A 22,693-nucleotide genomic window follows, 5' to 3' on the forward strand; every position below is an offset into this window, starting at 1 on the left:
TTTTTGTTTAAATTTATATCAACATTAATCAAAAAAATTTATTTATTATGTCTTTAAATGTCATTGATTTAATTAAAGGACAATTAGGTCCCGCTTTGGTTTCACAGGCTGCATCGCAGTTTGGAGAAAGTGAATCCGGTATTTCTAAAGCAATTGGCGGATTATTACCTGCTGTAGTAGGTGGATTAGCCAATAACGCAGATAAGCCTGGCGTTGTGGATGCTATTACACAAGCCTCTTCAAGTGGAATTTTAGGAAATTTATTAGGCAGCTCGTCTAGCAATCCTATTATTTCAAACTTGTTATCTTCAATTTTTGGGGATAAAGTAAGTGCATTAGTCAATTCCATTGCCAGTTTTTCAGGAGTCAGCAATACGTCTGCTGGTTCTTTGTTAAACCTGGTAACTGGGGCTACAGTAGGTACTGTTGGAAAATATGCCGCAGACAATAATTTGGGTGCTTCAGGTATTTCCAGCTTACTGAATGATCAGAAAGGCATTATTTCTTCTTTATTGCCGGCAGGTCTTTCTTTGGCTTCCTTCGGATTAGGAGCTGAAAATTGGTTTGGTCAGGCAAAAGAAACAGTTGCTTCAGTAACTTCTACTGCTAAAGATAACATCGCTGAAGGTGTTGCTACTGCAAGAGAAAATGTTTCAGAAGGAGCCAGAGAAGTAAGAGAAAGATTTGAAAATAATAACAATAATAATCAAGGCGGAGGTTCAATCTGGAAATGGTTGCTTCCGCTTTTATTATTGATTGCTGCTGCTTATTTTTTATGGAAACAGTGCGAGAAAAAACAGACTACTACAACCACTACCACTACATCTGACTCAGCAGCAATGGGTTCAACTGCAGATACAGCTGCTACAACAGGAACAGCAACCCCTGCTCCTGCAACAGCTAAAACAGATGAAGATATTGAGCTTAATGGGGTAATGTTAAAAGGTTACAAAGGAGGAATGGAAGATCAGATGATTACCTTCCTGAAATCCGGTGGTTACAAAAATGCTGCTGATGATTCTGCATTGAAAGATAAGTGGTACGATTTCGATCACGTAAATTTCAAAATGGGAAGTTCTACTGAGCTTGAAGCAGGTTCACAAGGACAATTGGATAACTTAGTGGCTATCCTTAAAGCTTTCCCTGAAGCAAAAATCAAAGTTGGAGGTTACACTGATAAAACAGGAAACGAAGCTTCTAACGTAAAATTATCAAAAGCAAGAGCTGAATTTATCAAAGCTGCTTTAGCTAAAGCTGGCGTTGGCGCACAGGTAATTGCTGCTGACGGTTACGGAAGTCAATTTGCTAAAGTAGATGCAAAAGCTTCCGACGCTGAAAGAGCTGCTGACAGAAAAATGTCTATCAGATTTGCGAAATAATTTTTAGACTTAATAAAAATTAGATCCCGGGAATGAATTTCCGGGATTTTTTTGTGTCATGATTTTTCTGTTTACATTTATTTAATTAAATTTGTTAGTCATTCCTAACATTTATGAGTTTCAATATAAAAAGCGCCTGGCGAAAAGATAAAACAAACCATTCCTTATCAGAGGTTTATTCATCAATCAAAGTACCTAAAAATGCAACTTTCTGGAGAAAATATCTTGCCTTTGCAGGACCAGGTCTGATGATTGCCGTAGGATATATGGATCCGGGAAACTGGGCAACAGATATTGCCGGAGGAGCTCAATTCGGGTATACACTCCTTTCAGTTATCCTTATTTCCAATATTTTCGCAATGGTTTTACAACACTTATCTGTGAAACTGGGAGTGGTTGCAGAAAGAGACCTTGCACAAGCCTGTAGAGATCACTTCAGTCCTACCACTAATTTTATTCTCTGGATATTCTGTGAAATCGCGATTGCCGCCTGTGACCTCGCTGAAGTCATCGGATCAGCCATTGCACTCAATCTATTATTCCATATCCCATTGACGTGGGGCATTGTCATAACCACAGTAGATGTTCTGATTATCCTTTTACTTCAGGCTAAAGGTTTCCGATGGATTGAGAGTATTGTAGGTGGCCTTATATTTATCATTCTGGCTTGTTTCGTGTATGAAATTGTCATTTCTCAACCTGCTTTTAATGAAATTCTCGGAGGTTTGGTTCCTCAAAAAGAAATTATTCAGAATCCTGCCATGCTTTACATTGCAATCGGGATCCTGGGGGCTACCGTAATGCCGCACAACCTATATCTGCACAGCAGTATAGTACAGACCAGAGATTATACCCGTGATGCCCAAGGAAAAAAAGAAGCCATAAAATTTGCCACCATAGACAGTACCGTTTCATTAATGCTGGCATTCTTCATCAATGCTGCAATCCTTATTCTGGCTGCTGCTACATTCCATACAACAGGAAACGAACATGTTGCAGACATTCATGATGCTTATAAAATGCTGACACCTATTTTAGGAGCTTCCATGGCAAGTATTGCGTTTGCTATTGCTTTATTGGCATCCGGACAAAACTCTACGCTGACAGGAACTCTTGCCGGGCAGATCGTAATGGAAGGATTCCTGAACATCAGATTAAAACCATGGCTGAGAAGATTAATTACCAGACTTATTGCTGTAATCCCGGCACTTATTGTCGCTATTCTTTATGGCGAACAGGGAACCACTGAATTATTAGTTTTAAGCCAGGTAATTCTATCCATGCAGCTGAGTTTTGCTGTTGTTCCGCTGGTAATGTTTACCAATGATAAAGCCAAAATGGGTGATTTTGTCAACAAGCCGTTCCTGAAAATCTGTGTATGGATTATTTCCATCATTATCATTGTTTTAAATCTGTATCTGTTGTATCAGACATTTACGGGAGAATAAAAAATACAACTATAGTTTTTTAAATGGACTATTGGACATTATTAAATGAATGGTGAATAGTCAATTTTTTTGCTTCGCAAAGTCAATGTTTAAAATTACACACCTACAAATTCGCAAGCGAGGCGGATTGATTTATTCACTATTCAATGCTATCTATTTTTCTGCCTTAATGTCCAGATTTTGGATTTGGCAGGCTCTTTGTCAAACAATCAGTAAATAAATATTGAATTATGGAAAACCAGGATATTAACGAAGAAAGCATCAATAATCAGGAAGAAAACAATGTTCAGAATGACGCATCGTCTCAAGACAATGTGACAGTTGCTCCTTCTCCAGAGGAACTTTTGGCAGAAGAAAAAGACCGTTACATCAGATTGTATGCTGAATTCGAAAATTATAAAAAAAGAACGAGCAAAGAGAAGATGGAATTCTTCCAGTATGCCAACCAGGAAATGATGGTTTCAATGTTAGGAGTTTTGGATGATTTTGAAAGAGCTTTAAAAGAAATCGCTAAAAACGGAAATCCAGCTGACCTGCAAGGTGTAGAGCTTATCTATCAGAAATTCAAGAATAAACTTACCGAAAAAGGCTTACAAACAATGGAAGTAAAGGCTGGTGACAGCTTTAATGTTGATTTCCATGAAGCGATTACTCAGATCCCTGCTCCAACGGAAGATTTGAAAGGAAAAATCGTAGACGTTATTGAAACAGGATACACTTTGAATGATAAGGTAATCCGTTTTGCAAAAGTAGTAACAGGAAATTAAAATTCATAAATGATAAATGATGAGTGATAATTGAATGTTTCACTTATTAGCTTTAGAATATCTTTTATCATTTATCAACAATCAATTATAAAATTGTCATGTCAAAAAGAGATTATTACGAGGTTCTTGAGATCAGCAAATCTGCATCTGCCGACGAAATAAAGAAAGCATACCGTAAAATGGCCATCAAATTTCACCCGGATAAAAACCCAGGGGATAAAGAGGCTGAAGAAAAATTTAAAGAAGCAGCTGAGGCTTATGAAGTTCTGAGCGACGATCAGAAACGTGCCAGATACGACCAGTTCGGACATGCCGGAATGGGAGGAAATGGTGGTTTCGGAGGCGGTGGCTTCGGAGGCGGAATGAACATGGAAGATATTTTCAGCCAGTTTGGAGATATTTTCGGTGGTGGTTTCGGAGGATTCGGCGGCGGTGGTGGCGGCCGTCAGCAGGTGAAAGGTTCTAATTTAAGAATCAGAATCAAGCTGAACCTTGAGGAAATGGTAAATGGTACTCAGAAAACCATAAAAGTTAAAAAAATGAAGATGGCAGAAGGTGCCACTTCAAAAACATGTCCTACCTGTAACGGTTCCGGTGTTCAGTTAAAAGTAATGAATACCATGTTTGGTCAGATGCAGACCCAAACTACCTGTGGTACCTGTCAGGGAATTGGAAAAGTTGCTGACAAAATTCCGGCAGGAGCTAATGCACAAGGCCTTATTAAAGACGAAGAGGAAATTGCCATCAATATTCCGGCAGGAGCAAGAGACGGTATCCAGCTTAATGTGAGAGGAAAAGGAAATGATGCTCCGTTTGGTGGAATTCCGGGGGATTTATTGGTGATCATTGAAGAGGAAGTAGACCAAACGATCAAGAGAGAAGGTGATAATCTTCATCAGGAGCTGTATGTTTCATTTGCTGAAGCTGCTTTAGGAACGAAAAAAGAAATTCCTACCGTAGGCGGAAAAGTAAAAATTACCGTTGATCCGGGAACTCAGTCCGGAAAGATCTTAAGATTAGCAGGAAAAGGACTTCCAAGCATCGACAGTTATGGTAAGGGAGACATGTTCATCCACATCAATGTATGGACACCACAGAAACTTACTAAAGACCAGAAAGAGTTCTTTGAAAAGCAGATGTCCAGCGGAGAAATGGTTGCAGAACCATCCGGAAAGGAAAAAACTTTTTTTGATAAAGTAAAAGATTTATTCAATTAATATAAAAAAAGAGGTTGTCTCAAAAGTGTCATTCTGAACGAAATGAAATGTAGTGAAGAATCTCATATGTTTGGTTATCAATGAGATTATTCCTTCGTCAGAATGACAAAAGCCAGATTGTTTGACTTTTGAGACAGCCTCTTTTTTCCTTTGAAGAAAGCTCCACTTTTGTGGCAATGAAAGTAAATAATGGCGACTTTGTCACTGAAAAAGCCTTATAAACAAACGTATGCTTAAAGAAAATCAATTGATTTGATTTCAATTTTTTTTAGCTTTCCTTTTAGTAGCAATAGCTTCGACAGGCTCAGCCTGACAATGCTTATAAATTTCGGTTGGTATTCGGGTTATCCCCTGAGCCTGTCGAAGGGTTATCATGTTAATTATTAATCTCGAGTATTAATTAAAGGGATAAGCCCATCAACTTTAATTGATTTAACTAAAGATACTGAATGAATTCTTTACGTTAAACAAAATTTCATAGATATCAATTATAGCCAATATCAAGCGCTGGAATATCGAATAAACCTGTAAAAAAGTCCTGTACTCTCTCGAATACAGGACTTTTTTGGTTATTTAATTCTAATTCTGTTTATTTTTTGGTGGCTAAAGAATAAATTCCTTTTCCTAAAGTAAAAACGGCAACTGCTGCCAACCCACCAACAACACCAAGGGTAAGCTCTTTCAAAACATCCGGCCAAGTTGGAAGTATACCATGGAAAAATTCAATCCTATGTAGAAAAATTCCGCCAGCAACCATTATTAAAGCAATTGTTCCTACTACTGCTAATATTTTAATAACAATAGGTAAAGCCTTCACTAATACATGTCCAAGCCTCCCGAAAAAACCTTTATCGTTACTTTTCTTTATTAATTTAAACCCTGCATCGTCCATTCTTACAATCAAAGCTACAATTCCATAGACTCCAACAGTAGCGATAAATGCAACCAGGCTCGTTACTAAAATCTGCGTAATGAAAGGATGACTTTCTTCCAATACGGTTCCTAAAGCAATAATAACGATCTCTATTGATAAAATAAAGTCAGTTGTAATTGCAGATTTCACTTTCTCTTTTTCAATTTCTTCAGAACTCTTTTGGTCTTCTTCAATTTCCTCTATAACTTCATGACCTTTTTTTTCACGGTGAAAAAGAAATTCTATGACTTTCTCAACGCCTTCAAAAGCCAGATAGAATCCTCCAAGGATCAAGACATAATTAATAGCCGGAGCATACAACCAATTGAGTAAAAAAACGATAGGCAGAATGATCAGTTTGTTGATAAAAGAACCTTTTGTAATTGCCCATAAAACCGGAATTTCCCTGGAAGAAAGAAAGCCAGTGGCTTTTTCTGCATTTACAGCCAGGTCGTCTCCTAAAATTCCTGCTGTCTTTTGTGTAGCGATCTTACTGGTAACTGCTACATCATCCATCAATGCTGCAATATCATCCAAAATAGCAAAAAAGCCTGATGCCATATTTTAATAATTTTTTAATCTTTGTTAAGTTCAGCAAAAATAATTATTTAATTCCGTTTTTGTATTCTCAATATGACAATAATTTTGAAAATTATAAGAATCATTAAACGGATCTTCACTTTTAATATTTTATATCTTTGTTGAAAACCTATTCAATGGTTTAAAACTGGGAAGACCAATTACAAAGCATATGGCTAAAACCTGGAACAATAAACAATGAAGCGTTTATTCAGCAAATTAAAGATCATGTAGAGTTACTTACCGGTAAAAATTCCCAGACTATTGCTGATTTTGAAAGTCTATTTCACCGGACATGAAAAAGAAGAGCAAGAATCCAGCTGGTAATCACCCTAAGAAATAATGGAAAAACAGAAGAAAGCATTCATATTTTAAGGGAAGAAAAACCCCATTATTCTGATGAACTTAACGATGCGGTAGATTCTTTTTTAGCCCTGTCACTTTCTTCAGCAGGAAAATACGGGGAAGCATTATCATTAAGCTTAAAAGCAATATACCGCCATTTGTCCAGATACAACTGATCTGTCTACAATTATGCCAATGATCTGTATAAGGAATTGTAATAATATTTTTTTATTTTTACTCTATGAAAAAGCTCGTTCTCCGGTATCATTTTTTCGCTATGGGATGTGTTGGCTTCGTGCTGCAGTCCTGTAATACTAAATTCAGGGTTTGGGTCGGTACCGGAGGCCAGCAGAAGATTTACAATCTGAAATATGGTGAACATAAGAGGCAAAAAATGGATGTCTTTCTTCCCAAAGATTATGCTGAAAATTCTCCTGTTGTGCTGATTGTACATGGCGGAGCCTGGACTTTAGGCAGAAAAGAACATATGATCCAGGTTCAGAAAATGCTTTTTGAAAACAGAATTCCCAGTATCAATATGAATTACAGACTGGTTTCTGCAAAGGAGAAAATCACTTATAAACAACAGCTTGATGATATTGCGCTGGCCATTGAAAAATTCAACTCTTTAGCAGAAAAAGCCGAGCTTCAGCCTAACAATTACATTCTTCTGGGAGAAAGTGCCGGCGGACACCTTGCCTTACTTTACGGATATCAGCATCCTGAACAGATCAAAAAAATTATCTCTTTAAGCGGACCAACAGATTTTTACAGCTCTGAATATCTTAAATCGTTTTATTCTAAATATACTTCTCCCACTTTTCAAAAAGTAGTGGGAACTAAGTTTGACCGGAACAATGTTTCTGAAGCCTTTAAAGAAGCCAGCCCTATTGCCAATATTACCAATGTTCCTACCTTGCTGTTTCAGGGAAACAATGATATACTGGTCAACCAGCATCAGGGAATCGCCATGGATTCGGCACTTACGAATATGAATATTCCTCACAAATTCATTTTCATGAAAGGAGCCGGGCATGCACCCAGATTTTTCAGTAAAAGAAAAAGAGACAGCATTATCTACCCGAATATTCTGGAATGGGTCAGAAAATAGAAGTTTATAACTTTTTCTATTAAACGCTAAGGATAAATAATCCACTGTTTTATCTTCAAGGAGGCAAAGAGAAGTGACTTTGTCACTGATGAAGCTGATAAATATACATTCGCTCAGAAAGAATCAATTACAGTAATTCCCTACTTTGCTTTCTTACAATAATACTCTATCAAAATTAATCTTTGTGTTAAGAAAAAGCTTATCTATCCATAAGCAAAAAAAAAGCCATCTCATTATTGAGACAGCTGCATATTTTTTGATTGGATTCTTTCTTATTCAGAATCATTGTTTTCATATTTTGAGAAATCATCCTTTTTCCCGAAAACAAACTTAATAATCACAGGAAGTGTAGTTACCAAAACAATAACAATAATGATATATTCCAGTTTTTCTTTCAGATTGATACCAAACTGCTCCATAAAAAGCTTGTCCAGATAATGTCCTGCAAAGATCAGAATGAATGACCACAATACAGCACCAATAATATTATCTCTTAAAAACTCTTTTTTATCCATTTTTACAATACCTGCTACAATGGGAGTAAAAGTTCTTACAACCGGTAAAAATCTTGCCATAATAACAGCTAATGCTCCATGTTTTTCAAAGAAATCGTGTGCCTGATAAAGATATTTTTTTTTGAAAAGCATTGAATCCGGTCTTTTATACAAAGCTGGGCCTGCTTTTCTTCCGAAATAGTAGCCTACTTCATTTCCAACAATAGCAGCAAGAGCTACTCCGGAAGCCAGTAAGGTGGTATCTAAGAAATCGCTCCCTGTAGAGCCAAAAGTCTCTTTGATGATTTCAACGGCATAAATTCCCGAAACGAACAGTAGTGAATCCCCAGGTAGAAAAAATCCTACAAAAAGGCCTGTTTCAGCAAAAACAATAAACAAAATCAGCCAAAACCCTCCCATTTTTATATAAAACTCCGGGTTTAATAAATCCTTCCAGCTATTGAAATCTTCCATAAATATCGATGAACAACAAAAGTAAGCCTAAAATGTCTGAAACAAAAATTAATTATAAGATTTTAACTAAAATTCAAACATGATTTTTATAAGTCGGGATCATCATCGGAAACTGCCGTTCCGTCGGCCATTAAGAATGCTTTAAGGAAAGGAGTGATATTACCGTTCATTACCGCATCCACATCTGAGGTTTCATGACCTGAGCGCACATCTTTTACCAATTTATATGGATGCATGACGTAGTTTCTGATCTGGCTTCCCCATTCGATCTTCATTTTGTTGGCTTCAATCTCGTTTCTGGCTTTCATACGTTCTTCCAGTTCCATTTCGTAAAGTCTTGAACGAAGAAGCTGCATTGCCTTTTCTTTGTTCTGAAGCTGAGAACGGGATTCTGAGTTTTCAATGATAATTCCTGTTGGTGCGTGACGAAGACGTACAGCAGTTTCTACCTTGTTTACGTTCTGTCCTCCTGCTCCGGAAGATCTCATTGTTTCGAAACTGATATCAGCAGGATTGATATTAATTTCAATGGTATCATCTACTAAAGGATAGACATATACTGAAACAAAACTGGTATGACGTTTTGCATTACTGTCAAAAGGCGAAATTCTAACCAGTCTGTGTACTCCGTTTTCACCTCTTAAATATCCAAAAGCAAATTCGCCTTCAATTTCCAGGGTAACAGTCTTTACTCCGGCTACATCACCTTCCTGAAAGTTCAGTTCACGGATTTTATAGCCTTGTTTATCTGCCCACATGGTATACATTCTCATCAGCATGGATGCCCAGTCGCAGCTTTCTGTTCCTCCTGCTCCGGCTGTGATCTGCAGTACTGCAGAAAGTTCATCTCCTTCATTGGAAAGCATATTTTTAAATTCCAGGTCTTCAATTTTCTCCACCAATTGCGGAAATGTTTCGTCCAGTTCTTTTTCAGAATCCGGATCTTCTTTAGCAAAATCAGCCAAGACCTGAAGGTCTTCAAACTGTGTCTGAATTTCATCATAGCTTTCTACCCACTTTTTCTTGGAACGAAGCTGTTTTAAAAATGCTTCAGCCGTTTTTGGATTATCCCAAAATTCGGGTGCCGCAGTTTTTTCATCATCATTGGCAATTTCAATCTTCTTTTTTTCAATCTGAAGGTATCTGTGTAAGTCTTCAATTCTGGATTGAACTTCTTTTATCTGGTCGTTGCTTATCACGAATGTTTCTTTTTTGCAAAAATAAGGAATTCTTTTAGAGTGGAGCGTTCTGAGTTTAAAGTTCCAGATTTTAAGTTTTGGGTTCGAGGTGAGGGTTTGTGAGTTTGAGAGTAAGAGGGTTTTAAGGCTAGAGTGTGTATTTAACTTCCATTCTCCAACTTCCGGCTTCCAGCCAATAATTTCTAAAATCATCCATCAGATCATATCAGCTATTATTTCTCCAACCTTCGGAGCTAAGGCAACTCCCATTCCTGAAAGTCTTACGGCACAAAACTGTTTCTCCGAAACTTGTTTTACAATAGGTGACTTTTCTTCACCCATAGCCATTATTCCTGACCAGCGAAGGGCAATAGTAAAATCATTATCATGAAGGATCACTTCTTTTAAAAAGTTTTCCAGATGGTGCTGCAGAAATTCTGTGGTTTCAAATGCGGTTGTTTCTTCTTTTTTAAAATCCTGATTTCTTCCACCGCCCAGCAATATTCTGTTTCCTACATTTCTGAAATAATAATAGCCTTCGTCATAATGAAACGTTCCTTTAAGTTTTAAACCATCTATAGGCTCAGTGAGAAGAATTTGTCCACGGGCCGGAATAATATTTTCATTTTCCAGAAACTTTGATGTGAACGCATTGGTACAATAGATAAGCTGATCTGCTTTTACAGAAAGGTCGGCGGAAAGATGAACCTCAACGTTGTCTGCTTCTTCAATATGCTGAACTTCCGTTCCAAATAAAAATTCGATTTTCAGTTCATGACACTTTTCTAAAAGCTTTTGTAATAACTTTCCTGAATGCAGACTTCCTTCACAGGGATTTTCAATCAGGAATGCAGATTTTCCAAGTCCGAATTCCTGTATTTTGTTCTGTTTCAGAGTATAGGTCTGATTCAGACCAGTTATTGTTTTCAGTTTTTCATTGGCAGCATCCATCTGGGCTAAAAGCTCTTCATGGTTTACAATTTCATAGCCTCCGTTAAGTTCAAAATCAATTTCATTCTTTTTAAAATACTGCTGAATTTTCTGAAGTCCCTCAAATCTCATGGTAACGAGCTCCAATGTTTTTTCCCAACCCATTTTCTGCGAATCGGCAATGACTTCTGTAAAACTTCCAAAGCACGCAAACCCGGCATTTCTTGTGGAAGCCCCCAATGGAATGGCGTTCCGTTCAATAATCAAAACGGATTTTTCAGGATATTTTTCTTTGATGGATATGGCAGTCCACAGCCCGGAAAACCCCGCACCAATAATGATGATGTCTCTTTTTCTGTAGAAAGTATCCAGTTCCCAGATGCTATTCATGAGTATTTTTGTAAAATGTATAAAGTAGTAATGTATGATACAGTGCAACCTTAATTCTTAAATCGTAGTCACTATCCTTTATCTTCCTCATTATTATGTGAAAACCCGATTGCTCTTCTTGGTTCTTCTACAATTCTATAGGTTTCCAGCTCATTCTTCAATGCCTGGATTCTAAACTGAAAATCATCAAAATTATTAATAATGGCATCCGCGAGAAAACGTGCTACCTGATCAAGATATTCTTCAGTAAGCTTTGATCCTGCATCCCTTAATGCCCTGTCTAAAAGTTTCTGATCTATTTTCAGCTTTTCGTTTCTGGTTCTCTGGTAAAGATTTTTAATTCTTTTCTTTAAGCTTTGGGTAAAGTCTATCAGCATGGTGTTGCTGAATGCTTTCATTTTTGAAGAGATTTCGTGCCAGAAAGGTATTTTATCTGCTTTATTGTTTTTAAGTATTTTGTAGAGTAAAGAATCTTCTTCCAATCCTCTGGTCATGGCGTAAAGAATGATTTCCGAACGCTCAGAAGCATTGGGGGGAAAGACCGGAATCATCACATCGAATCTTCCGGGAGCAAGAATCTCTTCGTCAATTTCTGAAACAGAATTGGCAGAACCTACCATGAGGACACCTTCTTTTTCAAATTTTCCGATGTAGTGAAGAATAAGTTCCTGAGCTTCGAGATTACGGGAAGCTACATCTGTTTCTGCTCTTCTCTGCATCATAATTTCATCAAAATCATCCATGAAAAGCAGCATTTTGTTTTCCTTCATCATGTTCAGCAGAAAATCACTGAAGTTGATTTCATTTCCGTCAATCAATGAAGTTCCCAAATAATGCTTTTTCACTTCTTTAAACTGATAGCCAATAATTTCAGCAATTTTGTTAGCCCAGAAGATCTTGCCGCTTCCCGGAGGTCCATACAGAATAATTCCTGCAGGTTTGTTGATTCCCCAGTCTTTGATCTGCTGTGGATTCAGGAAGGGTTCCAAAACTGTGGAGGTATAAAAGAAAAGGTCTCTGTATCCTATAAAATCTCTTTGCTGAAGGCTGGTTTTATGCCCGAAATAATCATAGACAAACTGATAATTGCCGCCCAGTTTGTTATCAATTCCGTAGCTTGAAATGGAGGATTTGAAAAAGCCGTTATCAAAAATATTGAGATTATGATCTTTAATCACCTCCTCTACTTTATCTTTAGGCTGATTGATAACTTCAGCAATCTGCTCCAGTGTTTTATTTTTATCAAGATCTTTTTCGTATAACCTTAAAAAATCTACATTTTCGCGGGCAAATTTTTCAAAATCTTCTTTTACTTCAAAATTCGTACTGACACAGTCTACCAGTTCAAGATCGAAATCCTGGATAAACTGTTTGATGGCTTCTGCAGAAACATTTAATTCTTCTGCCAGTTCAATTAGCTTCATAACTGTTGATTAATACTATCAAATTTAATGTATTTGTTCATAAATTAATATTGATTTATGATAATTCTGTAACATTATCTAATTTATATAGACTACTACTATGTAAAACAAATTACATGGAAAAGATTTTATCAGTAAAAAATTTGACAAAGAAATTCAAAAGAGTTGTGGTCAACAATATTTCTTTTGATGTCGAAAGAGGAAATGTTTATGGCCTTTTAGGTCCGAACGGAAGTGGAAAATCCACTACTTTCGGAATGCTGCTGTCAACCATCAATCCTACCAGTGGAGACTGGTTCTGGTTTGGAAAAAAGGGAACAGATCCGGAAACGTTGAAAAAGATTGGGGCGATTATCGAACAGCCTAACTTTTACCCTTATCTCAGTGCAGAAACCAATCTTAAGATTGTCGCTGAAATTAAGCAAACACCCTATTCAAGGATTGACGAAGTCCTGAAGACCGTTAATCTGTATGAAAGGAGAAAAGATACTTTCAAAACCTTTTCTTTGGGAATGAAACAGCGTCTTGCCATTGCTTCGGCGATGCTGAACAATCCTGAAGTAATGATATTGGATGAGCCGACCAACGGACTGGATCCTGAAGGAATCATTCAGATCAGAGAAATCATCAGTGATATTGCAAAACAAGGCATCACGATTATCATCGCCAGCCATCTTCTTGATGAAATTGAAAAAATCTGCAGCCATGTAATTGTACTCAAAGAAGGAAATTCCATTTACTGTGGAAGAGTGGATGAAATGACTTCCAACAACGGATATTTTGAACTGAAAGCAGATAATAACACATTGCTGTTAAATACCCTTAACGAGCTTCAGTGGTTCTCTTCCATCCATCAGGAAGGTGATCTTATCAAAGCCCAGATCCGTGATGATGCTTCTGTTTCAGCTTCGGCAATGAATCAGAAACTGGCAGAGAAAGGAATCTATCTTTCCCATTTGACCAAGAAAAAAATGTCTCTTGAATCTCAATTTCTTGAACTTGTAAAAAACACCCATTAATCATGATCAAATTATTAAAACTGGAATACTATAAAAACCTGAACTACAAACCGTTCAAAGTTTTCACAATACTCTATTTCGCCATTCTTATTGCTTTACTTTTCATTGGATTGATTGACTTTGATGTTTTCGGAGGAACGATCAATTTAAAGGAAGAAGGAATTTATAATTTCCCTGAAATCTGGAATTTCACCACATGGATTGTTGCTTTGCTGAAAATTTTCCTGGGGCTGATCATTGTCTTCTCTATTTCACAGGAATTCAGCAACAGAATGTTCAAGCAGAATACGATTGATGGATTGAGCAGAAAAGAGTTCATCACTTCAAAACTTTTAACGATAAGTATTTTCACAATTGTTTCTACAGTGATTGTATTCGGGATTACTATTTTCCTTGGATATCAATATTCTAATACAAAAGAATCTGCAAAGGTTTTTGCTGAGATTTTCTTCATTGGAAATTACTTTGTGAAGCTATTTACATTCTTTTGCTTCTTAATGTTCCTTTCCATTTTACTGAGAAAATCTGTTTTTGTTTTTCTTGCCCTTTTCGTTTTGTGGATTGGCGAAGGAATTTTAACCGCTCTTGAAACGTATTCAAAAGTAAAGGGAATGCAGGGACCACAAAGAAACGAGGTTCTTCAGAACGATTTTTTCCTAACGCATCTTTTACCGCTGGAAAGTATGTCCAACCTTATTCCTAATCCGATGATGAGATTAAATATGGCTAAAATGATCGGCTTAAAATATGAATTTCACTACCCTTCGGAAAGTCTTATCGCCTGTCTGGTGTGGTGTGCTATTTTTATATTCGGATCGTACTGGATTCTGAGAAAAAGAGATTGGTAGATGTCTATATTTAGAATTTAAAAATTGTTTTTAAAGTGGTTCGTTTTCGGATCACTTTTTTTGGCTTAAAATTTTCATTCAGCATTGTCAAAAAACAGCCATGAAAAAAATATATTACTTTCCAGGATTGATCAGCGCAGTGCTGATTCCTGTTTTATTCTGGTATTATGGAAGCCAAAAGTCTGAAGATATTAACGTTTCTGTGATAGATATTGGACTTCCTGCCAAAGAAAGAGAGGGGATTAAAAATACTTTTGCAAGTTTTGAACCTGCAAGAAACTGGAATTACAAAAAAATAAAAATAGTCCCCGGTACTGCTAAAGAAAATTCAAAATCATATGTCTCTGAACTGAAAAATCTTCAGGAAAGAAATGAGAAAGAGTCTGGTATTGAGTTTATTTTAGATCAAAATAATAGCTATGGTGATTTTGTCTCTGTTTTGAATGATCTCGCAATCGCCAAACAGGAACAATATGCCGTTGACCTGGAGAAAACAGGACATATTTTTGCGGTTTATAGCTATATTGATCCTAAGGTGCAATATCCTGAATATGAATGTTTACTTTGTAATGATACTATAGATTGGGGGCCAGCAGAAACTATGAATGCTTTTGAATCTACCCGCTATGGGCAGATCTTTAACCTGTTTACAACCGCTTCCAAAGAAACTTCCTACATTATTTTCGGATTTCTCATATTTCTGAATATCTCTATGCTCAGCATCAAAGAACGGTTTCAATTACATCACTAACTCAAAATAAAAGGCTGCCAGATGGCAGCCTTCATTTCACATTACTTTTTATCTAACAACGGAAGATATTTTCCGTATCCTTTTGTTTCCATTTCTGCTTTTGGAATAAATTTCAGAGAAGCACTGTTGATACAGTAACGAAGTCCTCCTTTATCCTGCGGTCCGTCTGTGAAAACGTGTCCTAAATGGGCATCACCGGTTTTACTTCTTACTTCTACTCTGTCCATACCATGGGAACGGTCCAGCTTTTCATCAATCAAACCTTTGGTAATCGGTTTTGAGAAACTTGGCCATCCACATCCGGATTCAAATTTATCGGTAGAGACAAATAAAGGTTCTCCGGTGGTAATATCTACATAAATTCCTTCACGGGTTTCATTCCAGTATTCGTTCTGGAAAGGTCTTTCCGTACCGTTTTCCTGGGTAACATTATATTGTTCTGCAGTTAATTTTTCTTTTAAAACTTTTTTATCCTGTTTTTGATAAGCCGGTTTTGGAAGCGGATTGGCTTTTTTCGCCATTTCAAAAAGTCCCGGTTCAATATGACAGTAACCGCCCGGATTTTTATCCAGATAATCCTGATGATAATCTTCTGCTCTGTAGAAATTTTTCAATGGAATAGTTTCTACGACTACTGGTTTATTATAATTCTTTGCCAGCTTCTGAACTTCATCTTTTACCACCGCTTCATCTGTTTTATTGGTGAAATAAATTCCGGTTCTGTATTGGTTTCCTCTGTCATTTCCCTGCTGATCCTTGCTTGTAGGATCAATGGTTTTAAAATAAAGATCAATCAACAGTTTCAGATCTACCTGTTCAGGATCATATTTTACTTTTACGGTTTCTGCAAAACCTGTTGTATGACTTACCACCTCTTCATAAGTAGGATTTGGGGTATTTCCGTTGGCATAGCCTACTTCTGTTCCTACCACTCCACGAATCTGTTGAAAAAAATGTTCTGTCCCCCAGAAACATCCACCTGCAAAATAAATCTCTCTAACGTTTTTGTTATCCATAATTTTCTCATTTTCTTTTTTTATTTCCACTACATCAGGCTTGTTTTTTTTAAAAAGCCCGGATCCCGCAGCAAATACTGCTATACCCAGAATGATTCCGAGTACAATTAATATATTTTTCATTTTATCCTTTTTATTCATTACTTATTATTTTGAACAATCATGAATCCAAATCCTAAAAGCATAAGGTCTTTCAGAATAAAGAAATCCGTCACAGGCACTCCGTCTACTATTTTCCAGATTCCCGGTGTTGTAAATAAATAGCTTAATGTTACCAGAAAAGTTACGATCATTCCTATACCTGCATACTTTTTCAGTACTGCAAATTTCGCACTAAATATCAGGAGTAATGCAATGATAATTTCTATCGTTCCGATAAGATTTGACACTGCCTGGACGCTTATAATTTTATATACGAAAAAAGTTAAGAAATGGTTTTCCACCAAAGGTTTTATGGCTGCTGCTTCTGTGGGAGTAAATTTGAAGATACCAATCCACAGAAAAATAAGCGCTGCTCCGAATAGGGAAATGTAATACCCGGTTCGGGATAATAGATTTTTAGATTTTTGTGCTGTTCCGACCATGTTTTTAAGATTTTAAATGAATACTTTATTGTTTTCAAAAGTATAGTCGGAGCTATTTTACAATCCTGACAGAAATTTTCTTAGAAATTTAATTTATCGATCATTTTATTTTTAAAGTCCTGAATTTCAGATTCATTTATTTCCGTTTTTTGTTCAGAAAATTTCTTTTTAAACACTTTATCCAGAATTGCCAGCTTTTCATTGTACATTCTGCACCATTTGCAGATCATAAGGTGCATGCTGAGCATCCTGTTTTCTCTGGAAGAAATAGATTCGGCATTCCTCTTTTCCATCAGTAAAGTGGCTTCACTGCATGGTAAAAATAATTTATGTAGTATTCTTCTTATCATTTCACTTATGATTTTGAAAACCAGTTAAACTCCAGACATTCTCTCAACTGCATTCGGCTTCTTTGCAGAATCTTCCAAAGATTAGTCGTAGAAACTTCTACTTCCGGTGCTTTTTTTTCTTCGATATAATACATTTTAAGCAAAATCTTCCATTTGGAGGGCAATTCTTCAATACATTCTTCTAATGTTTTATTAAAATCTGCATTGTCTAAAAGCTCATCTCCATCGCCAGAAACATTCCAGTCGTTTAAAACATCATTATTTTTCCATGATCCGGTTTCATCAAAAAAATGATCAAGTCGGATATTGGGTTCGGATTTATATTTTTTCCGGTAAAAATCTGCAACTTTTCTATTGAGAATAGCCATCAGCCAGGTAAGCGCATTGCTTTTCCCTTCAAAAGAATCATAGGCAGAATAGGCTGCAAGAAAAACTTCCTGAATCACATCCTGTGCATCTTCTTTATTGGAAAGTACATACAGTGCTCTCTTCAAAAGTGGTCCTGAATATTGTTCTATCCAGTCTTTCAGCTCTTCATCTTTTGTCATTGGAAGGATTTTTTGTCTTTTTTCAGATCACAACGAAGGTAGTAAGTTAAACGGAAAATTGCAAAATTAGATAGACTATTATTGATTACAGTCATTACAAAACTACTATTACAAGCCTTACAGGTTTTGAAAACCTATAAGGTTTACCACATATCCCTTAGCCAAACTCGTTATCATTCAAAACATAGCATAAAATTATTACAAATCGCTTAAAAATCTTAAATTTGCATCTTATCAAAAATTTGATATTTAAAAAAGCAAAAGCAATACTATGACATCACAAGAAATACGTCAAAAATTTTTAGACTATTTTAAAAGTAAAGGGCACCTTATAGTTCCTTCAGCTCCTATTGTGCTGAAAGACGACCCTACCCTTATGTTTTCCAACTCCGGAATGACGCAGTTCAAGGATTTTTTTCTTGGCTACAAAACACCTACCGCCCCTAGAATTGCCGATACCCAAAAGTGTCTTAGAGTTTCAGGGAAGCACAATGACCTGGATGATGTAGGTAGAGATACTTACCACCATACCATGTTTGAGATGTTAGGAAACTGGTCTTTCGGGGATTACTTCAAAAAAGAGGCTATTGCTTTTGCCTGGGAATTACTGACTGAAGTATACGGAATTCCAAAAGAAAATTTATATGTAACGATTTTTGAGGGTGATGCTTCAGAAAATCTTGACAGAGACCAGGATGCATATGATTTCTGGAAATCTCATATTTCCGAAGACAGAATCATCAATGGAAATAAAAAAGATAACTTCTGGGAAATGGGTGAAAGTGGACCGTGCGGACCGTGTTCAGAAATCCATGTTGACTTAAGAACACCGGAAGAGAAAGCGAAAGTTTCTGGACTTGAATTGGTGAATAATGACCACCCTCAAGTAGTTGAAGTATGGAATCTGGTTTTCATGGAATTCAACAGAAAGGCAGATAAATCTTTAGAGAAGCTTCCTGCTCAGCACGTAGATACAGGAATGGGATTTGAACGTCTTTGTATGGCGCTTCAAGGGAAGTCTTCCAACTATGATACGGATGTTTTCACTCCGCTTATTGCTAAAGTTGAGGAACTTTCAGGTAAAAAATACACCGGAATTTTAGAAGACGAGAAAGATATTGCGATCCGTGTTGTGGTAGACCACATCAGAGCTGTTTCTTTTGCTATTGCAGACGGACAATTGCCATCCAATGGAGGTGCCGGTTATGTAATCAGAAGAATCTTAAGAAGAGGAATTTCTTATTCTTACAGATTCCTTGATATGAAAGAACCTTTCCTTTACAAATTGGTTGCTGTGCTGCAGGAGCAGATGGGAGCATTCTTTCCTGAGCTTGAAAAACAGGGGAAACTGGTTGCTGAAGTGATCAAAAGTGAAGAAGACTCATTCTTAAAAACCATTGAAAACGGTCTGATCAGAGTTGAAAAACTGATCCAGCAGACAATTGGCAATAACCAGAAAGTATTACCAAGCGAAGAAGTTTTTGAGTTGTATGATACGTACGGTTTTCCTGATGATTTAACAAGAATTATTGCTGAAGAAAAAGGATTAACGATTGATGAAGCAGGCTTCAAAGCTGAAATGGAGAAACAAAAGCTTCGTTCAAAAGCAGATTCTGCTCAAAAAGTATATGACTGGGTAACTCTTGAATCAAAACCTGAAACCTTTGTAGGATATGACCAGATTGAATCTGAAACCTATATTACAAGATACAGAAAGGTAGAAAATAAAGACGGAGAATTCTATCAGGTGGTATTAAGCAGTTCTCCTTTCTATCCTGAAGGAGGTGGACAGGTTGGAGACAAAGGTGTTCTTGAAAATGCTGTTGAAAGTTTTGAAGTGCTGGAAACTAAAAAAGAAAACGGATTAATTATTTCATTAATCAACGGTCTTCCAAAAGATGCAGGTGCTGTTTTCTATGCTAAAGTAAATGCTTCTGAGAGAAAAAATTCTCAGGCTAACCACTCTGTGACTCACCTTCTGCATGAAGCTTTAAGAGAGATGTTAGGAACTCACGTAGAACAGAAAGGTTCTTATGTTGGGCCGGATTATCTTCGTTTCGACTTCTCTCATTTCAACAAAATGACTGAGGAAGAATTAGCATTAATTGAAGAAAAAGTAAATAAAAAGATCAAAGAAAGTATTACTTTACAGGAATTCAGAAATATTCCGATTCAGGAAGCTCTGGAAAAAGGAGCAATGGCTTTATTTGGTGAAAAATATGGTGACAGTGTGAGAATGATCCAGTTTGGAAGTTCAAAAGAACTTTGCGGGGGAACTCACGTAAAAAACACCAGCGAAATCGGTCATTTCAAAATTACTTCTGAAGGTTCTGCTGCAGCGGGTATCAGAAGAATAGAGGCTATTTCAGGAGATAAATCTGAAGAATATTTCCACAATCTTGAAAAACAGATCATTGAACTTTCTCAATTATTAAAATCTAAAGATGTGGTAAGATCTATTGAAAAACTGATCGAAGAAAATACCTCATTGAAGGCTGAAGTAGATGCTCTTAAAAAGGAAAAGGCAAAAGGAGAAATCGGAGAATGGAAGAATGCATATGAGCAGAAAGGCAACAAGCAGCTTCTTGTAAAGAAAACGTCTCTGGATGCAGGTTCTGTAAAGGATATTGTATTCCAATTGAAGAAAGAAATTCCGGCTTCAGTTACCATCATTCTTTCTGATGCAGACGGAAAACCAATGATTACTGTTGGCGTTTCTGATGATCTTGCAGCAGATTATCAGGCTGGAGCTATCGTAAAAGACCTTGCAAAAGAAATCCAAGGTGGTGGTGGCGGAAACCCTGGCTTTGCAACAGCTGGTGGTAAAAACCTCGAAGGTTTGGAAAATGCTTACCAAAAAGCTTTGACTCTCTAAAATAGAAACCTCTATTATAAATTTTAGCCCCGGCTGTCTCAGAATTAAGACAGCCGGGGTTGTTTTTAGTGCATATCATATTATTTTAACACAAAGTCTTTTCTATACTACTTTATAATTTCAGGAGGCAAAGAATGAAATCAACTTCATTGATTCTGACTAAGCGTGTGTACTATTCTAACTTCTCGCAGATGAAACAGATTACTCAGATTTTCCACAAGCATCTGCATAATCTGTTTCATCTGTGAGAGATTAAAATAAACTTAGAAGTTTATATAAGCTGGATATATGTTTTATTTAACGCCAGGATCGCCAAGAAATTCTCATGCTATCATCAATATTTCCGTTCCACTCCGCTATGAAATGTTTGCGTACTCTGCGCTATAACATACTATTCTTTATTACTAAGATTTCATCAAAGTCTTTTTTATTTATATCCGTTCTAATTATTGACCTTATCTTAACAAATGATCACCGAATCTTAAACTATTTGTTTTGTCTTCTTAAAACTCAGTTAACACCAGACCTTTAGTTTTGCCATAATCGAAATTCAAAAAATGTAATTATGAAAATTAATAAAACTATTGGAGCTCTTCTGCTTGCTTCCCTTATATTTCAAGGCTGCAACGATGACAACAACGGGAACTCCGATACTCCTGTCAATGACAAAATCAAACTTGAAAATTTTTCTAAAGAACCCGCTTTCGTTTATGGAATGCAAGGTTTTGAAAATTTAAATATTACCACCCTTATTTCCAGCTCAGATGTACTTCCAGGTTCTCCTGACTTTGTTTTCGGAGGACAGCCGGACGGAATGGGGCTTATGAAAGATCCTAATTCTGATGGTTATCTGATGATCACCAACCATGAGATCAAACAATCTGTATCAAGAGTATACCTCGACAAAACGTTTAAGCCTGTAAAAGGAGAATATATCTTAAACGGAACCGGAGGAATGACTAGATTGTGTTCCGCTACATTGGCAACACCTGAAATTCATGGTTTCAGTGCATTCCTTACTGCCGGAGAATCTGGTGAAGAAAGTATGGTTCACGCTTTAAATCCTTTAGCACCGACATCTCAGGCTACTGATAAAACAAGGGTAAAACCAGCTTTAGGAAAGGCTTCCATGGAAAATGCAGTTCCGCTTCCTAAAGATGTATCTAACGGAAAAACCTATATTGTCATTGGTGAAGATCAGTCTTACTCTTCTTCCCATCAGTCTGCAGGACAATTAATCATGTACGTAGCTGATACACAAGGTGACCTTGATAACGGTAAGTTGTATTCTTTAAAAAGAACCAACAGCAACTATACTGAAACGGATATGACGAAAGGAGGCAGTTATGATGTAGAATTCGTAGAAATTCCGAACGCTAAAAATCTTACAGGAGCTCAGATCAATCAGAAAAACATTGACAATAATGCGATCCGTTTTTCAAGAGTGGAAGATGTAGATTACAGAAAAGGAGCAGGAAAAGGTAGAGAAATCTACTTTACTGCTACCGGAGAATCTTCTGACGGTATCAATCCGAAAGCTGGATTAACAATGTGGGGAAGAGTTTACAAGCTTGTTCTTAACGCCAATAATATGCTGACAGGAAAACTGGAAGTGGTTGCAGAAGGTGATTCTAATCCTGGAAATAATCTGATCAATCCGGATAATCTGTGTGTGACTGAAAACTTCGTATACATCCAGGAAGACGGAGATTCCTATTACAAAAATGCAAAACATGATTCTTATATCTGGCAGCTGAATATTGCTACGAAACAATACAAACCGTGGCTGAATATGAGGCACAACAGAAATGATACGGCATGGCAGACGGCTTACAACCAATCCGGAGATCTTCAGAAGTTCGGTTCATGGGAATTTGGAGCAATGGTTGATATTTCAGATATCATCGGAATTCCGAATACTTTCTCTGTGAATATCCATTCTCACACATGGCAGCTGGATAAATTCAAAAATCCTGACGGTTCCGGAATCAACACCAACAAAGAAGGTGGCCAGATTGTTATCATCAGAAACGTAGAAAAATAGTTTTAATTC

19 protein-coding genes and 1 pseudogene are annotated in these 22,693 nt (G+C 36.8%); 11 read left to right on the forward strand and 9 right to left on the reverse strand.

Annotated features, from left to right (window positions below):
* Nucleotides 1-47 precede the first annotated feature (47 nt).
* The 4 genes from BW946_RS08165 (at nucleotide 48) to dnaJ (ending at nucleotide 4,811) form a co-directional block, all read left to right on the forward strand.
* Entirely contained in the window at nucleotides 48-1,379 is a 1,332-nt protein-coding gene (locus BW946_RS08165; protein WP_076595704.1) for an OmpA family protein, read from the forward strand.
* A gap of 113 nt (nucleotides 1,380-1,492) precedes the next feature.
* Nucleotides 1,493-2,827: an Nramp family divalent metal transporter gene (locus BW946_RS08170; RefSeq protein ID WP_076595705.1), complete on the forward strand. Its 1,335-nt coding sequence runs from the start codon at nucleotides 1,493-1,495 to the stop codon at nucleotides 2,825-2,827.
* A gap of 230 nt (nucleotides 2,828-3,057) precedes the next feature.
* Entirely contained in the window at nucleotides 3,058-3,594 is a 537-nt protein-coding gene (locus tag BW946_RS08175; protein WP_076595706.1) for a nucleotide exchange factor GrpE, read from the forward strand.
* A 98-nt stretch (nucleotides 3,595-3,692) separates the two neighbouring features.
* Nucleotides 3,693-4,811 carry a molecular chaperone DnaJ gene (dnaJ, locus tag BW946_RS08180; protein WP_076595707.1) on the forward strand — a complete coding sequence of 373 codons (1,119 nt, stop codon included), beginning with the start codon at nucleotides 3,693-3,695 and terminating at the stop codon, nucleotides 4,809-4,811.
* A 589-nt stretch (nucleotides 4,812-5,400) separates the two neighbouring features.
* Here dnaJ and BW946_RS08185 read toward each other — a convergent pair.
* Complete coding sequence (locus tag BW946_RS08185; protein WP_076595708.1) at nucleotides 5,401-6,285, reverse strand: DUF808 domain-containing protein; 885 nt, start codon at nucleotides 6,283-6,285, stop codon at nucleotides 5,401-5,403.
* A 329-nt stretch (nucleotides 6,286-6,614) separates the two neighbouring features.
* Between BW946_RS08185 and BW946_RS21645 the strand changes: the two are divergent.
* Together BW946_RS21645 and BW946_RS08195 are read left to right on the forward strand one after the other, a co-directional pair.
* Nucleotides 6,615-6,824 (forward strand): annotated as a pseudogene (locus BW946_RS21645) (tetratricopeptide repeat protein); the annotation flags it as partial.
* Between the two features lie 65 nt (nucleotides 6,825-6,889).
* Entirely contained in the window at nucleotides 6,890-7,759 is an 870-nt protein-coding gene (locus BW946_RS08195) for an alpha/beta hydrolase (RefSeq protein ID WP_076595709.1), read from the forward strand.
* A 272-nt stretch (nucleotides 7,760-8,031) separates the two neighbouring features.
* Here the strand turns inward: BW946_RS08195 and BW946_RS08200 are convergent, their stop codons facing one another.
* The 4 genes from BW946_RS08200 to BW946_RS08215 form a co-directional block, all read right to left on the reverse strand.
* Nucleotides 8,032-8,727, reverse strand: coding sequence for a DedA family protein (locus BW946_RS08200; protein ID WP_076595710.1), 696 nt, complete (start codon nucleotides 8,725-8,727; stop codon nucleotides 8,032-8,034).
* 86 nt (nucleotides 8,728-8,813) lie between these two features.
* Nucleotides 8,814-9,926, reverse strand: a complete 1,113-nt coding sequence (gene prfB / locus BW946_RS08205; RefSeq protein ID WP_076595778.1) for a peptide chain release factor 2 — start codon at nucleotides 9,924-9,926, stop codon at nucleotides 8,814-8,816.
* Nucleotides 9,927-10,121: 195 nt separating this feature from the next.
* Nucleotides 10,122-11,225, reverse strand: a complete 1,104-nt coding sequence (locus BW946_RS08210; protein ID WP_076595711.1) for an NAD(P)/FAD-dependent oxidoreductase — start codon at nucleotides 11,223-11,225, stop codon at nucleotides 10,122-10,124.
* Nucleotides 11,226-11,296: 71 nt separating this feature from the next.
* Nucleotides 11,297-12,649, reverse strand: a complete 1,353-nt coding sequence (locus BW946_RS08215) for an ATP-binding protein (RefSeq protein ID WP_076595712.1) — start codon at nucleotides 12,647-12,649, stop codon at nucleotides 11,297-11,299.
* Nucleotides 12,650-12,765: 116 nt separating this feature from the next.
* Here BW946_RS08215 and BW946_RS08220 point away from each other — a divergent pair, with 116 nt between their 5' ends.
* From BW946_RS08220 to BW946_RS08230, 3 genes are all read left to right on the forward strand, one after another.
* Nucleotides 12,766-13,668, forward strand: a complete 903-nt coding sequence (locus BW946_RS08220; RefSeq protein WP_076595713.1) for an ABC transporter ATP-binding protein — start codon at nucleotides 12,766-12,768, stop codon at nucleotides 13,666-13,668.
* Nucleotides 13,669-13,670: 2 nt separating this feature from the next.
* Complete coding sequence (locus BW946_RS08225) at nucleotides 13,671-14,516, forward strand: ABC transporter permease (protein WP_076595714.1); 846 nt, start codon at nucleotides 13,671-13,673, stop codon at nucleotides 14,514-14,516.
* A gap of 100 nt (nucleotides 14,517-14,616) precedes the next feature.
* Entirely contained in the window at nucleotides 14,617-15,267 is a 651-nt protein-coding gene (locus BW946_RS08230; protein ID WP_076595715.1) for a hypothetical protein, read from the forward strand.
* 41 nt (nucleotides 15,268-15,308) lie between these two features.
* On the opposite strand, the gene msrB is transcribed toward BW946_RS08230, so the two are convergent.
* The 4 genes from msrB to BW946_RS08250 form a co-directional block, all read right to left on the reverse strand.
* Complete coding sequence (gene msrB, locus BW946_RS08235; protein ID WP_076595779.1) at nucleotides 15,309-16,406, reverse strand: peptide-methionine (R)-S-oxide reductase MsrB; 1,098 nt, start codon at nucleotides 16,404-16,406, stop codon at nucleotides 15,309-15,311.
* 17 nt (nucleotides 16,407-16,423) lie between these two features.
* Nucleotides 16,424-16,867 carry a DUF417 family protein gene (locus BW946_RS08240; protein ID WP_076595716.1) on the reverse strand — a complete coding sequence of 148 codons (444 nt, stop codon included), beginning with the start codon at nucleotides 16,865-16,867 and terminating at the stop codon, nucleotides 16,424-16,426.
* Nucleotides 16,868-16,947: 80 nt separating this feature from the next.
* Nucleotides 16,948-17,217 (reverse strand): hypothetical protein, encoded by a 270-nt coding sequence (locus BW946_RS08245; RefSeq protein WP_076595717.1) that lies wholly within the window; start codon nucleotides 17,215-17,217, stop codon nucleotides 16,948-16,950.
* A 5-nt stretch (nucleotides 17,218-17,222) separates the two neighbouring features.
* Nucleotides 17,223-17,765, reverse strand: a complete 543-nt coding sequence (locus BW946_RS08250) for a sigma-70 family RNA polymerase sigma factor (RefSeq protein WP_076595718.1) — start codon at nucleotides 17,763-17,765, stop codon at nucleotides 17,223-17,225.
* A 271-nt stretch (nucleotides 17,766-18,036) separates the two neighbouring features.
* Between BW946_RS08250 and alaS the strand changes: the two genes are divergently transcribed.
* Nucleotides 18,037-20,640 carry an alanine--tRNA ligase gene (gene alaS, locus BW946_RS08255; RefSeq protein ID WP_076595719.1) on the forward strand — a complete coding sequence of 868 codons (2,604 nt, stop codon included), beginning with the start codon at nucleotides 18,037-18,039 and terminating at the stop codon, nucleotides 20,638-20,640.
* A 565-nt stretch (nucleotides 20,641-21,205) separates the two neighbouring features.
* Nucleotides 21,206-22,684 carry a PhoX family protein gene (locus tag BW946_RS08260; protein ID WP_076595720.1) on the forward strand — a complete coding sequence of 493 codons (1,479 nt, stop codon included), beginning with the start codon at nucleotides 21,206-21,208 and terminating at the stop codon, nucleotides 22,682-22,684.
* The last annotated feature ends 9 nt before the right edge of the window (nucleotides 22,685-22,693 follow it).

This window comes from Chryseobacterium sp. RU33C, from assembly GCF_900156015.1.
Taxonomy (GTDB): domain Bacteria; phylum Bacteroidota; class Bacteroidia; order Flavobacteriales; family Weeksellaceae; genus Chryseobacterium; species Chryseobacterium candidae.